At 26.5% G+C, this 13,885-nt stretch carries 12 protein-coding genes; 8 read left to right on the forward strand and 4 right to left on the reverse strand.

Annotated elements, in window-relative coordinates; all coding sequences use genetic code 11:
* The first annotated feature begins 81 nt into the window (after positions 1-81).
* On the forward strand, positions 82-2,157 hold the full coding sequence (locus tag OW763_RS08515; RefSeq protein WP_268040704.1) for a triple tyrosine motif-containing protein: 2,076 nt from the start codon (positions 82-84) through the stop codon (positions 2,155-2,157).
* A gap of 110 nt (positions 2,158-2,267) precedes the next feature.
* Positions 2,268-2,984 carry a pseudouridine synthase gene (locus tag OW763_RS08520; protein ID WP_268040705.1) on the forward strand — a complete coding sequence of 239 codons (717 nt, stop codon included), beginning with the start codon at positions 2,268-2,270 and terminating at the stop codon, positions 2,982-2,984.
* Positions 2,985-3,244: 260 nt separating this feature from the next.
* On the opposite strand, the gene OW763_RS08525 is transcribed toward OW763_RS08520, so the two are convergent.
* The 4 genes from OW763_RS08525 to OW763_RS08540 all read right to left on the reverse strand — a co-directional run bounded on the left by OW763_RS08525 (position 3,245) and on the right by OW763_RS08540 (position 6,088).
* A complete protein-coding gene (locus tag OW763_RS08525) occupies positions 3,245-3,892 on the reverse strand; it encodes an amino acid ABC transporter permease (RefSeq protein ID WP_268040706.1) in 648 nt (215 codons plus the stop codon).
* Positions 3,893-3,920: 28 nt separating this feature from the next.
* The gene (locus OW763_RS08530) at positions 3,921-4,727 is read right to left on the reverse strand and encodes an amino acid ABC transporter substrate-binding protein (protein WP_268040707.1); all 807 of its coding nucleotides are present in this window, start codon (positions 4,725-4,727) and stop codon (positions 3,921-3,923) included.
* A gap of 115 nt (positions 4,728-4,842) precedes the next feature.
* Positions 4,843-5,790 (reverse strand): polysaccharide deacetylase family protein, encoded by a 948-nt coding sequence (locus OW763_RS08535; protein WP_268040708.1) that lies wholly within the window; start codon positions 5,788-5,790, stop codon positions 4,843-4,845.
* A gap of 22 nt (positions 5,791-5,812) precedes the next feature.
* Positions 5,813-6,088, reverse strand: a complete 276-nt coding sequence (locus tag OW763_RS08540; protein WP_268040709.1) for a hypothetical protein — start codon at positions 6,086-6,088, stop codon at positions 5,813-5,815.
* A gap of 275 nt (positions 6,089-6,363) precedes the next feature.
* Between OW763_RS08540 and OW763_RS08545 the strand changes: the two genes are divergently transcribed.
* From OW763_RS08545 to OW763_RS08570, 6 genes are all read left to right on the forward strand, one after another.
* Positions 6,364-6,663, forward strand: a complete 300-nt coding sequence (locus OW763_RS08545) for a YerC/YecD family TrpR-related protein (protein ID WP_268040710.1) — start codon at positions 6,364-6,366, stop codon at positions 6,661-6,663.
* A gap of 29 nt (positions 6,664-6,692) precedes the next feature.
* The gene (gene pcrA / locus OW763_RS08550; RefSeq protein ID WP_268040711.1) at positions 6,693-8,969 is read left to right on the forward strand and encodes a DNA helicase PcrA; all 2,277 of its coding nucleotides are present in this window, start codon (positions 6,693-6,695) and stop codon (positions 8,967-8,969) included.
* Between the two features lie 65 nt (positions 8,970-9,034).
* On the forward strand, positions 9,035-11,038 hold the full coding sequence (ligA, locus tag OW763_RS08555) for an NAD-dependent DNA ligase LigA (protein WP_268040712.1): 2,004 nt from the start codon (positions 9,035-9,037) through the stop codon (positions 11,036-11,038).
* Between the two features lie 22 nt (positions 11,039-11,060).
* The gene (locus OW763_RS08560; protein WP_268040713.1) at positions 11,061-11,324 is read left to right on the forward strand and encodes a hypothetical protein; all 264 of its coding nucleotides are present in this window, start codon (positions 11,061-11,063) and stop codon (positions 11,322-11,324) included.
* A 100-nt stretch (positions 11,325-11,424) separates the two neighbouring features.
* Complete coding sequence (locus tag OW763_RS08565) at positions 11,425-11,907, forward strand: hypothetical protein (protein ID WP_268040714.1); 483 nt, start codon at positions 11,425-11,427, stop codon at positions 11,905-11,907.
* Between the two features lie 205 nt (positions 11,908-12,112).
* Positions 12,113-13,696 (forward strand): peptide ABC transporter substrate-binding protein, encoded by a 1,584-nt coding sequence (locus OW763_RS08570; protein WP_268040715.1) that lies wholly within the window; start codon positions 12,113-12,115, stop codon positions 13,694-13,696.
* Positions 13,697-13,885 lie beyond the last annotated feature (189 nt).

Below are 13,885 nucleotides of genomic sequence, written 5' to 3' on the forward strand. Positions count from 1 at the left end.
AAATTAAATATGCCTTTTACAAATATTGGAATTATAGTATAATGTATAATACAGGTAGATTATAGGTAGGGGATGATGAAAATGGATGAATTTGTTATTGGTTGCAACTTAGAATCTCCGCAAGAAAAAAATGCAAAAATAAAAATTAATGTACTAGATAAACCACATAAAAGCTTGTTGTTTAAGTTTATGACAGGTATAGATGGAGCTTGGAAAACACTTAAGGATTTTAGTGAAGAAGATAGTGCGTTTTGGGAGCCGGAAAAAGATGGAAAGTATCTTTTAATGGTACAAGCTAAAAAAGAAGATAGTGTTAAACCTTTTGATTATTTAGCTAAAAGAGAATATATAATAGGAAGCACTGAAGAAAATGAAGATGAGCTAATTACAAAAATATATTTGAACAAGGAAAAGTTATATCTTGGTGAAAAAGTAGAGTTAACTGTACAGCCAAAAAAAAGTTCGATTTTATACAGGTATATGATAAAAAAAGATGAAAAGTGGATACTTGCCAAGGATTATTGTAGAGATAACACTTTTATATGGAGTGCTAATGTAATTGGTTTACAAGAAATTTTAGTCCAATGCAAATCAGTAGATTCCAATGAAATTTTTCAAGATGCAAAAAAGATAGAGTTTGAAATTGTTGAAGCAGGAAAACTTGAAATAAAAGATTTTAGGTGTTTGAATTCAGAATTATTAACAGATGAGGAATTAGTTTTTGAAGTGGATAGTGATTATGATGATAATAGAGTAGTTTTATACAAATTTATAAAAATTAATTCTAGTGGACAAGTTCAGTGTATACAAGATTATTCCACGAAGAAAATGGTTAGCTATATAGAGAAAAAAAGCGATAAATATAGATTGTTATGTTTAGCAAAGGATATGTATTCACCTGAAGTCTACGATGATAGAGCAATTATATATTATGAAGTAAAGCCGTATACGCAAATTGAAATTCAGAGTTTTACAAGTGATTTAAGCTCTCCACAAATTATGGGGAAGGGAATTATGCTAAAAGCTATTGTAAGCGGCGGAAAAGAGCTTAGATATAGGTTTATTATTCAAGGAAATAAAAATGAAGATTCTGGATATATAAAATCTAATGAGTTTATGTGGATACCAAAAGAATCAGGAGAATATAAATTAAGTTTGTTGGTAAGGGATGTTTCAAGCAGCGATAAGTATGAAGTGAAAAGTTCTATAGAATATGTTATTGATAATATACCACGAGAACCAGTAAAAATAGATGATGTAGTTTTAGATAATAAAAAAACTGTTTTAATAAATGAAAGTATTAATATTAAAGTTATAGCAGAAGGTGGAACTAAGCTTTTATATAGTTTTATAGTAAGAAAAGATAATATTGAAATGGAAAAAATCAATTATGGAGAGATGAATTGGGCAAATTTTACTCCTGAAGAAGGTGGAAGATTTGAAGTTGAAATTAGAGTTAAAGATAGATATTCAGATAAAAAATTTGATGCACATGCAATGATACACATTGATGCTTATGATTATATACCTGCAAAGATTGATTATATTTTGATGGATCCTAAAGAATATTATTTATTGGGGGAGCAAGTGGTTTTTAATGTTATTACACAGGATACCTGTGATACTTTACTTAAATATAAATTAGAAATAAATGGTCATAAAGTAGAAGAAACAGATTATGTTAGGAATAAGAGATATATTCTCAAGCCAAAATGTAGTGGAAGATATGTAGTAAAAGTATGTGCTAAGAATACAGAAAGTAGAAAAGAATTTGACAGCATAAAGGAAGCAACAATTGTAGTTAGAGAAGCACCTCCTATAACAAATACTAAATTAAAGTGTGATAGATTGGAATTCGTTTGCAATGACCCTGTCACTGCTACAGCTGAGAGTACTGGAGGCAAAGATGTTATTTATGAATTTTATTTAATGGAAAAAGGTGAGTGGATATTAACACAGAAATACAGCAAAAAGAATTATTATACTTTCATACCGTTTGTTAAAGGTATGTATAAAATTCTTGTTTTAGCTAAAAGTAGTTATAAGAAATGTTCATATGAGGATTATTCAACAATAGAAATAAGGGCTGATGAGGAAATTATAAATGAAAATATTTTACAAAATATTAATCCTTTAATGGAGATAAAATTAAAATAAAGAAGTAATATTAAATAATATTAGTAAATTTTAATATTTATTATGAAAGTATAGAATAACTTTGGTAAAATAGTTTAGTATATAAATACTAAACAGGGAGTGAAAATTACATGGAAAGATTGGATAAAGTTTTATCAAACTTGGGATATGGTTCGAGAAAAGAAATAAAAACACTTGTTAAAAAAGGAGAAGTAGAAGTTGATGGAGAAGTAGTCAAAGATAGTAGTATGAAGATAGAACCAAATGAAAATACTATAAAAGTACATGGAGAAGCTATTAATTACAGAGAATATATTTATTTAATAATGAATAAGCCAGATGGAGTAGTCTCAGCAACTTATGATAAATATGATGAAACTGTAATTGATTTGTTAGAATATGAAGATACAGTTTTAGATCCATTTCCAGTTGGAAGATTAGATAAAGATACAGAAGGACTACTTTTAATAACAAATGATGGAAAATTAAATCATAGACTTACATCGCCTAAACATCATGTAGACAAGGTGTATTATGCAGAGATAAATAAAGTTGTAGATGAAGATGACATAAAAGCTTTTAAAGAGGGAATAACTATAGATGATGGATATAAATGTATGCCAGCTAAACTAGAAATTATAAGTGCTGATGAAAATGGTTCAGAGATAAATCTTACAATACAGGAAGGCAAATTTCATCAAGTTAAAAGGATGTTTGAAGCTAGAGGAAAAGAAGTTGTTTACTTAAGAAGAATAAAAATGGGAAAACTAGATTTAGATGAAAGTTTAAGTGAGGGAGAATATAGAGAGTTAACAGAAGAGGAAATTTTGATGTTTAAGCAAATTTAATAATATAAATATGTCATTAAGAATAAAAATATGAATTATTTATGAAGGATATAGATTAATATAATATTTTGTTTACAATTAATTATGCAAAGTCTATTGCAATTTATCAAGATATCTAATATAATTACTTTTGTAAGGGAAATAAAAAGAATGAATAGCCCCCTTTTTATTATTAGGCACTCCAGCCCCAGGACGTGCCTGCCCTATATAATACTAAAACCACTATCAACGGGATAGTGGTTTTAGTATTTTTTATTATATTATTCAAATGCAAATTTGTTTTCAAGTATTTTAAATGATGTTGTAAATACTGTTGTCATTAGTAGATAAAGAAGAGCAGCTAAGAAAAATATTTCAAGTGGTTTAAAGGTAGTGCTATACATTTGTTGAGCTTTTCTCATTAAATCTCCCATAGATATAACAGAAACTAAAGAAGTATCTTTAAGTAGTGCTATAAATTCATTTGACATTGGAGGAATCATTCGTTTAATACTTTGAGGAATGATTATTAAAAACATTGTTTGCCAATAATTTAATCCTAAAGCTTTAGATGCTTCCCACTGCCCAGTGTCGATAGATTGAATAGATGCTCTTATTATTTCTGTAATATATGCAGAAATATTTAGAGTCAATCCAATTACTGCAGCAGTAAAAGGATTAAACTTTAGGCCTACTTGAGGAAGTCCGTAGTAAATTACAAATAGTTGCATTAAAAGGGGAGTTCCTCTAAAAAACCATGTGTAAAAATTCCCAAATGAATTTAAAGTTTTATTGTTGCTAATCTTGCAAAATGTTATTCCTAATGCAAGTAAAGTTCCAGAAATTATAGAAATAACAGTTAATTCTATTGTTGTAATACTTCCTTTCATAAGAATAGGAAAAGCTATCTTTAAAATCCTAGTGTCCATTTTATAGCACTCCTTTAATCGATTATTATTAATCTATTTTAGTTATGTCCTCACCAAACCATTGTTTTGATATTTTACTCATTGTTCCATCTTCTTGCATAGCCTTTAGAGTTTCATCGAATTTTTCTTTTAATTTGGTATCTTCTTTTCTAATACCTATTGCTATAGGTTCTTTTGATATTTCTTTTTCCACTACTCTATATTTATCATTGTGTTCTTTTATATAATATCGTGCAACTAATTCATCTACTGCAACAGCATCAAGTCGTCCAATTGCTAAATCTTGAAGTGCTTCGGTATTTTTATCATATTGAACAACTTTCTTGATAGTATTCTTTAGAGGTTTTATAGCTTCATCACTAGTACTTCCCAATTGAACACCAACTACTTTATCTTTTAAATTCTCAGGTGAATTGATTGATGTATTATCTTTTTTTACAACTATAACTTGTTTTTCTAATATATAAGGGTTAGAAAAAGCAATTTCTTTTTTTCTTTCTTCAGATACACTCATAGCAGAGATTATAATAGTGAATTTTTTAGATTTAAGTGATGGAATAACTCCACTCCATTCAGTTGGCATATATTCTATTTCAACACCCATTCGTTTAGCCATTTCATTTGCCATATCAATGTCAAATCCTATAATTTCATCTTCTTCGGATCTAAATCCCATTGGTGGAAAACTGTCATCAAGACCTACAATTATTTTATTTGGTATTCCATTTTCATTAACAATATCTTTCTCAGACCCTTTATTATCACCACATCCTACAAGTGATAGTATTAACATAAAACTTACTAATAAAGTTAATAATTTATTTATTTTTTTCATGATTTATATCCTCCCATAAGTAAATTGTTTTTTTATTTTGTTAAGTGTTATTTATATTATACTTTATCAAGGTAAAGTTGTAAAGTGGTAAAATCATAAAAAAGGGTCAAATGTTTTATTTGACCCTTAAAAATTGAGTAGTATATTCATTAGGAGAAAGAACTCTAAATTGAAACCCTTGTTTAAGTAATCCTTCAATGATTTCAGAAAGTGCTTCCACTGTTGTTGTTTTAATAGAAACATCATGCATTAAAATTATTATTGCTGATTTTTTTTTCGAATTATTTAAAACAGAACTAACTATTTTATTTTTATTTTGAAGTTTAACCGATGCATCCGTAGAGTCTATATTCCAATCAAAATAGGTATATCCATTATCAATTAAATAGGTAGTTATATCATTCATAACAGTGTTTCCACCATATTTATGGCTAACGGTATTGTTACTTCCACCAGGAAGGCGTACAATTTTAGGGTTAATTCCAACAGAAGATTTTAAATGCTCCTGTAATTTAGTAAAATCTTTTGTGAAATTTTCAACATTTTTATATATTTTACTGTAGTCATGGGTATAAGTATGATTGCCGATAGCATGACCTTTATTTGCGATAGTTTTATAAATATCAATTGAAGACTTAGATGAAGAACCAGTTACAAAAAAAGTTGCTTTTACATTATAATGAGATAATATGTTTAGTATTTTTATAGTATTTTTAGAAGGACCATCATCAAAGGTTAAATATGCTATTTTTTCGCTTGGCATATTTGCTATATAAAATTTAGTAGAAGATTTATGTGGAAATATCTTATTCTTTAACTTAATATTTTCGTTTGATAATTTTAATTTTTGGTTTTCAGTACTTTGTAGTTTTTTTATTAGAGATTCTTTTGTTGAACTATTATTAGTTAATTTACTATTAAGGTTAGTTAATAAAATTTTTTTGTCATTTATTTTTTTTTCAAGGGTAGTAGCATAAATGTATTGATTAGATATTATAAAAATGAAGAATGTTTGAGCAATTATTAAAAAAGTTAATATGACGTTAGAAAATAGTTTTTTCATGATAATTTTACCTTCTTTAGTGTTATATATTTAGTTGGCTTTTATAATGTTTATTTTTTTCTTTCAGAGTTGTAGTTTGATTTTCTAATAATTTCAATTTTGTTTGTAGAGAAGTAATATCTTTTTCAATAGAAGTTATTTTTTTGCTTTTTTTAGAAATTTCATTTTCAATTTCAAAAGAAATTTTATCTAATTCAGCTATATATTTTTGTTTTGAAATAAAAATCTTATATGAAAAAGATAAAGAAAATACTAATATTCCAATAAGTGATAATGTTTTATTTTTTAAGTTCATCATAATACCTCCATATAATCTTAGTTTGTCTTTTTTTTATAGATATATTATTAAAAGGATAGATAAAACAATAAAAATATATTACTATTATGTAAAAAAATGAAATGTGAAATGTGATAAGTTATAAATGGTTAAACTTTATATTGGATTTTATGCATTTAAAGTATTAAAATAAAAAGATGTGTAAATTATTATAGAAGAATATGATTTAAAATGATAAAATTTAATATGTAGAAAACTTAATATGTAGAAAATCATAAAGATCAGGGAGTGATTTTGTGTCAGAATATAAATCTAAATTAGAAAGTAGAGAAATGGATTATTTTTGTGAAGCTGCGTTATCCCTAAAGACAAAGGAAGAGTGTTATAGATTTTTTGAGGATATATTTACAATAAGTGAGTTAAAAGCAGTAGATCAAAGATTGCAAGTAGCAAAAATGTTAAAGGAAAAGAAAACTTATTCAGAGATAGCAACAGCTACAGGTGCAAGTACTGCAACTATAAGCAGAGTAAATAGATGCCTGAATTATGGAAGTGATGGATATAACATTGTATTAGAAAGAATAAGCTGGGAATAATACATAAGAAAATGTAAAGGAGTGATAAAGTGGATTTGAAATCATTGTTAAATAAGGAACAATATGAAGCTGCAATAACTATTGATGGACCTTTACTTGTTTTAGCTGGTGCAGGATCAGGTAAGACAAGGGTTTTAACATATAGAATAGCGCATATGATAGAGGACTTAAATATTCCTTATTATAATATATTAGCTATAACCTTCACTAATAAAGCTTCTGGAGAAATGAAGGAAAGAATTAAACGATTAGTTGATATTAATATAGATAGTATGTGGGTGTCTACTTTTCATTCATCTTGTGTTAGAATTTTAAGACGAGAAATAGATAAATTAGGATATAATAAGAATTTTGCAATATATGATAGTTCTGATCAAAAAATTTTAGTTAAACAATGTATGAAAGAACTAAATATAGATGATAAAGATATAGATGAGAGAGAAATAATTTCAAAAATAGGAAAACAAAAAGATAAATTGGTTACAGCAGATGAATATAAAAAACAGAATGAAAAAGACTTTAGAAAGAATAAAATAGCAGATGCTTATCTTTTATATCAAAAAAAATTAAAAAATAGTAATGCACTTGATTTTGATGATTTAATATTTAAAACTGTAGAGCTATTCAAGAAAAATCCAGATGTATTGGAGTTTTACCAAAATAAATTTAAGTACATAATGGTAGATGAGTATCAGGATACAAATAAAGCTCAATATGAATTAGTGAAGCTTTTAGCAGATGCATATAAAAATATTTTTGTAGTTGGTGATGATGATCAATGCATTTATCAATGGAGAGGTGCAGATATACGAAATATTTTAGAATTTGAGAAGGATTACCCACAAACTAAAACAATTAAATTAGAACAAAATTATAGATCAAAAGCAAATATACTAAATGCAGCAAATGTAGTTATAAAAAACAATGCACAAAGAAAGAATAAGATACTTAGAACAGAAAATCCATGTGGAGAAAAAATAAAAATTTATAGAGCTTTTTCTGATATGGATGAAGGTCAATTTATTGCAAATGAAATAAAAAGGATTATGCAAGAAGAAAACAGAAGCTATAAGGATTTTGCTATTCTATATAGAACTAATGCACAATCTAGAATATTTGAAGATATTTTAATGAAAAGAAGCATTCCTTATAGAATAATAGGTGGACAAAAGTTTTATGATAGAAAAGAAATAAAGGATATAACAGCATATTTGAAATTCATAAATAACTTACAAGATGATGTTAGCTTAAAAAGAATAATAAATGTTCCTAAAAGATCTATAGGAGATGCTACAGTATCCAAGATACAAGAATTTGCAAATTACATGGATGAATGCATGTATAGTGTGCTTTTAGAAGTAGAAAATATACCTGGTCTTTCAAAAAGAAGTATTAATTCTATTAATAAATTTACAAGTCTTATAAATTCTTTTAACAGAACTAAGGACAAGATTAGTGTATCAAAATTGATTGAAGAAATACTGGAAAGTACAGGCTATTTAAAAGCATTAAGGGATTCAGGGAAAATAGAAGATATTAGCAGAATAGAAAATATAAAAGAATTAGTATCAGCTGCGGTAGAATTTGAAAATATATCAGAGGACACATCGCTTTCAGCATTTTTAGAGAAGATTGCATTGGTAGCAGACATAGATAATTATGATGGGGAGACTGATACAACAGTTATGATGACAATACATAGTGCTAAGGGATTAGAATTCCCAGTAGTATTTATGGTAGGTATGGAAAATGGAATTTTTCCAGGAACTCAGTGTATGGATAATTTTGCGGAGATGGAGGAAGCAAGAAGACTTTGCTACGTTGGAATAACTAGAGCTAAAGAAAAATTATATATGACTTCTGCTAATAGTAGAAGAATATTTGGAAGAACGGTAAATTATTCAGAATCAGATTTTATAAATGAAATATCACTTAATTTAAGAGAAAATATAAAAGATCGAAGAACAATCTCAAGTGTTTCAAGAAAAACTTCATATAATACATATAAAAATAATGAATTAGGACCTCATGCATTAAGTTTTGGAGAAAAAACGGCCTCAAAAGCTATAAATTCTATTTTAAATGATGAACACACAAGTTCACTTTCACATGAAACTAAAGGTTCTAGCAAAAAAATTGATTCTACTGAAGTGAGTATTGGAAGAAAAGTTAAACATGAAAAGTTTGGAGTAGGTACTATAGTGAGTATTTCTAAGAACGGAGATAATGTTAAAGCTACAATAGCTTTTGATAATATGGGTATAAAGCAACTTATGCTTAATGTAGCACCTATTAAACTTCTTTAAGTTCAGTTAAAAATCGAGAAAATTAATGGTAAATGTTAAACTAAGTAATGGGATGGTGGAAATATATGAGCGATAAAAGACTGGATATTGAAGAGTTAGTAAAAGAGTTAAATAGATATGCATATGAGTATTATACTTTAGATAGCCATACTGTATCAGATAAACAATATGATAAAAAATATGATGAGCTTGTAAACCTTGAAAAAGAAACAGGAATAATACTTCCTTATTCTCCAACACAAAGAGTTGGAGATGTTATACTGCCTCAATTTGAAAAGTATACTCATAAAGCTAGACTTTGGAGTTTGGGAAAAGCACAAAGTATAAACGAAATTGAAGAATGGCATAAAAAAAATGTTAAGGCGATAAAAGAATATAACAGTACTCATGAAGATAAACTACCACCTATAAAATATATTTTAACTAAAAAATTTGATGGGTTGACCATTAACTGTACATATAATGAGGAAGGAATATTAACAAAAGGAGCAAGTAGGGGTACAGGAGAAGTTGGTGAAAATATTACATCACAAGTAAAAACTATAAAAACATTACCCCTTATTATTGATAATGATGCGGTAATTGAAATTCATGGCGAAGCTATAATGACAAAAGAAGCTTTTGAAGAATATAATAAAGTAGCGGCAACTCCTCTCAAAAATTTAAGAAATGGTGCAGCAGGGGCACTTAGAAATTTAAATGTTCGTGAAACTGCAAGGAGAAATTTATCTGCATTTTTCTATGACATAGGATATAACGAAGGAAATGTATTTAAAACTTATACAGAAATGTTGAGTTTTATAAAAGAAAAAGGATTTCCTATGGATGACTATGTAAAAGAATGTTCAACAATAGAGCAAATACAGAAAGAAATAAAATATATAGAGGAAATAAGAAGCAGTCTAAATTATGATATAGACGGTGTTGTAATGGCTATTGATGATATTAGAACTAGAGAATTGTTAGGATATACTGTGAAATTTCCTAAATGGGCACTTGCTTATAAATTTGAAGCCGAAGAGGCAACTACTAAATTATTAGATGTAGAATGGAATGTAGGAAGAAGTGGAAGAGTTAGCCCAACAGCTATATTAGAACCAGTAGAAATAGGTGGAGTTACTGTAAGAAGAGCTACTTTAAATAATATAGATGACATAAATAGAAAAGGTGTAAAAATAGGAAGTATAGTTTTTGTAAGACGTTCTAATGATGTAATTCCAGAAATAATGGGAGTTGTAGAAACATCTTTAGAAGGAACAAGTATGATTGATGTTCCAAAGATTTGTCCATATTGCGGTAGTGAAGTTGTTCAGCAGGGAGTTCATTATTTTTGTGAAAATACGCTTTCATGTAAACCACAGCTTGTAAAATCTATTGTGCATTTTGCTGCTAGGGAAGCTATGAATATTGCAGGATTTAGTGAAAAAACAGCAGAACAATTATTTGAAGAGTTAGATATAAAGTCTATTTCTGATTTATATAGACTAAAAAAAGATGATTTGTTGAAGCTTGATAGATTTGGAGAGAAAAAAGCACAAAATTTAATAGATGCAATTGAAAAAAGTAAGAGTTGTGATTTGCCATCTTTTATTTATGCACTAGGAATACCTAACGTAGGAAAAAAGACTAGTACTGATTTAGTTAAAAGCTTTAAAGTGCTTGAAAATATTGAAAAAGCTACTTTCGAAGAGTTAATATTGGTAGAAGATATAGGAGATATTGTTGCTAATAGTATAATAGAATTTTTTAATGATGAAAAAATATTAAAAAGTATAGAAGAACTTTTACAGTTAGGTGTAAAACCGTATTTTGAAGAAAAAAAAGTAGAAAAAAATATTTTTAATGAAAAGACAGTTGTTGTTACAGGTTCACTACAAACATTTTCAAGAAGTGAGATAAAAGAAAAATTACAAGAACTTGGAGCAAAAGTTTCAAGTAGTGTAAGTAAAAAAACAGATTATGTTTTAGTTGGAGATAATCCAGGTTCAAAGTATAACAAAGCAGTAGAATTAGGAATTAATATTATTACAGAAGATGAATTTGAAAATATGACTAGGGATAAAAATTAAGTATAAATCTGGGGGATGTACTATGAAGAAAATTATAAGCATATTTGCATGGATTTCTGTATTAATTACTACTTTATGTTTAATACTTACAATGTTTTCAACGTACCAATTTATAAATTTAGAACATTTTAATAGTTATTATATTTTTCAATGCAGTATAATTATAACAATGCTTTTATGGAGTGTTAAACAGTTGTGTATAACAAATAAAGAATGGGTAAATTCGTTATTATGTATGTTTGTAGGATTTGGAACTATGTTTTTTATGTTTATGGAAATTTATTAAAAAGAGCCGAAAGGCTCTTTTTATATGTTTATAATATAAATTTTAGTAAATAATCATATAATATAATGATAATTATTGTTAAAGGAGTTAATTGTATTGTATGAAGAATTTTATATGGGACACATTATATTTTAAAATAAGAAAAAAAGAAATAACAAAATCTAGGTATAGATTGAGAAGAATAAAAATAGATACTATTTTAAATATATTAATAAGAAATTGTAAAGAAAAAAATATTAAATACAATATTATAGATAAAACTCATAATGTAATTTTAATAGAACTAATAGGTAAAAGAAAGAAAATCTTATTAAAGTATCATATAGCAGATATAATTTTTATTGATGAGTATAATAGTTTCTTAAGCAAAGTAAAGAAAGTAAATCCACATAAGGCAATATATATAACCACAGGAGTATTTGAGGCCAAGATACATAAATTGCAGCACCGTATTGTCTTTCCTAAAAAGGTTACTTTAGAAGACTATAGTTATTTCATGAAGACACAATTAGGAATTATAGAAAAAACAATTTATATATTTAAACAAAAAAAGATTAACTTTTATAAGTATTTACCTATATAAGAGTATTGCGAATCAATATTTTTAGTTGACGTGTGATATCAGCAAGTTGATACTGAAAATTGACAAAGTTATTTATAGATATTAGAAATTAGGTATTAGGTATTAGTAAATAAACAAAATTAGTTAATTTATTAAATTTTGTTTATTTTTTTTTATACTGTTAATAATCTATATATAAGTATATTGTTGAATGGATGGTTAGTATATGAAAAAAAAATTATGTATATATATATGTTTGATTTTTATTTTAATATTACCAAGTGGATGTATACAGAAAAAAGTACAAACTATAAGTACTAGGAAATATGTAATGTATAATATAGGGGTTTTACCAAAGGATTTATTAATGTTGGATAATGATAATATTAGACAGCAGGATTTACTTTTATGTTTATTTGAAGGACTAATATCGGTGGATAAAAATGATGAAATAGTACCGGCATTAGCTTATGAATGGAACATAAGCGATGATGGCTTGTGCTATACATTTAAAATGAGAGAAAAAGCTAAGTGGAGTAATGGAAGAAAAATAAAAGCACAGGATTTTGTTGAGTTTTTTTCTAAAGTATTAATATGTAAAAATAATATATATAAGGAACAATTATATTGTATTTTTGGAGCAAAGGATTATGTAGAAAATAAAGTTGATTTTAAATCTGTTGCTATAACAGCGATAGATGATAAAACTTTAGAAATAAGATTAAATTATCCTTGTAGTTATTTTTTGCAGATATTAAGTCAACCTATATATGCATTGAGAAAGGATTTTAAATATTTAGAGGATTGGAAAAATAAATATTCAAGTATAATGTATTCAGGACCATTTAATTTAGATAATATTATTGAAAATGATGAGCTTTGTTTGATAAAAAATAATGAGTACTGGGATAAAAAAAGTGTTTTAAGTGAAAAAATTCATATAAGTAGTGAAAAAATGGATGCTTTTGCTGTAGCTGATTATAAAGCAAATGAAACAGATATAATTGTGAATCCTCCTATTAGTGTTATAGATGAATTTATTAAAAAGAATGAATTTTTCCAATCACCTTCAATCGAAGGGATAAGTTTAAAATTCAACTTATATAAAGGGGGAGTAATTACAAATTCTGATTTTAGAAAATCTATAAATTATTGTATAAATAGAAACGATATTGTAGAGAATAAATTAGAAGGGGTAGGAGAAGCAGCTGTGGATTATATTCCAGAGAATATTAATGAAGAAAGTAAAGCTGTAGTATTAGATTTGTATAGTAATATTGATAAAGCTAAGAAATTTTTAGAAAAAAGTAAATACAATGGACAAAAAATAAAAATAGCATATTTTAACAATAAAGATATTAATAAAAAAATAGTAAATTCAATTGTAAAGGCTTTAAAAATACTAAATATAAATGTTAGTAGCGAAGGATACAATGAGGATGAATTAAAGAAAGTTATAAATAATGGTGAATATGATATTTTGCTTTCGAATTATCAAGGAGAATATAATTTTAGTATGTGTTTTTTAGAAAAATATTCAAGTGATTCGATATTTAATATATATGGATATAAAAGTCATAAATTTGATGAAGCAATTTTAAAAGCAAAAATTGCTCAAACTAAAGAAAAACAAATTGAGTTTTTAAATAAAGCTAAGGAAATATTAATTGATGATATGCCATGTATACCAATATGCTTTGTTGATAATATAGTATGTAAAAAAAACTATATAAAAAATATAGAAATAAATAAAAAAGGGAATATTATTTTAAAAAGAGTATATGTGAATAATAATAAGCTAAAGCCCTAGTAAAGGGCTTTAGTATTGGATAGTTTTGAAGTAAAATAAGCACATTTGTTATTATCGACTATTGTGTTTGAAAGAGATTCAATATAATTCAATGTGCATTTTCCATTTTTAGAATATATACACTCATAGGAACAATTTATATTTGTTATTGCATTATCTAAATTATCGAATTTAAGAGACCTCCTTCAC

Origin of the sequence: Clostridium aestuarii (assembly GCF_026735135.1) — a bacterium.
GTDB classification, from domain to species: Bacteria; Bacillota; Clostridia; order Clostridiales; family Clostridiaceae; genus Clostridium_H; species Clostridium_H aestuarii.

Excerpts from the sequence above, each read along its gene's own strand:
- OW763_RS08515 (WP_268040704.1), top strand. The coding sequence starts at position 82 with ATGGATGAATTTGTTATTGGTTGCAACTTAGAATCTCCGCAAGAAAAA.
- OW763_RS08520 (WP_268040705.1), top strand. The coding sequence starts at position 2,268 with ATGGAAAGATTGGATAAAGTTTTATCAAACTTGGGATATGGTTCGAGA.
- OW763_RS08565 (WP_268040714.1), top strand. The coding sequence starts at position 11,425 with ATGAAGAATTTTATATGGGACACATTATATTTTAAAATAAGAAAAAAA.
- OW763_RS08525 (WP_268040706.1), bottom strand. The coding sequence starts at position 3,892 with ATGGACACTAGGATTTTAAAGATAGCTTTTCCTATTCTTATGAAAGGA.
- OW763_RS08560 (WP_268040713.1), top strand. The coding sequence starts at position 11,061 with ATGAAGAAAATTATAAGCATATTTGCATGGATTTCTGTATTAATTACT.
- OW763_RS08570 (WP_268040715.1), top strand. The coding sequence starts at position 12,113 with ATGAAAAAAAAATTATGTATATATATATGTTTGATTTTTATTTTAATA.
- ligA (WP_268040712.1), top strand. The coding sequence starts at position 9,035 with ATGAGCGATAAAAGACTGGATATTGAAGAGTTAGTAAAAGAGTTAAAT.
- OW763_RS08535 (WP_268040708.1), bottom strand. The coding sequence starts at position 5,790 with ATGAAAAAACTATTTTCTAACGTCATATTAACTTTTTTAATAATTGCT.
- OW763_RS08530 (WP_268040707.1), bottom strand. The coding sequence starts at position 4,727 with ATGAAAAAAATAAATAAATTATTAACTTTATTAGTAAGTTTTATGTTA.
- OW763_RS08540 (WP_268040709.1), bottom strand. The coding sequence starts at position 6,088 with ATGATGAACTTAAAAAATAAAACATTATCACTTATTGGAATATTAGTA.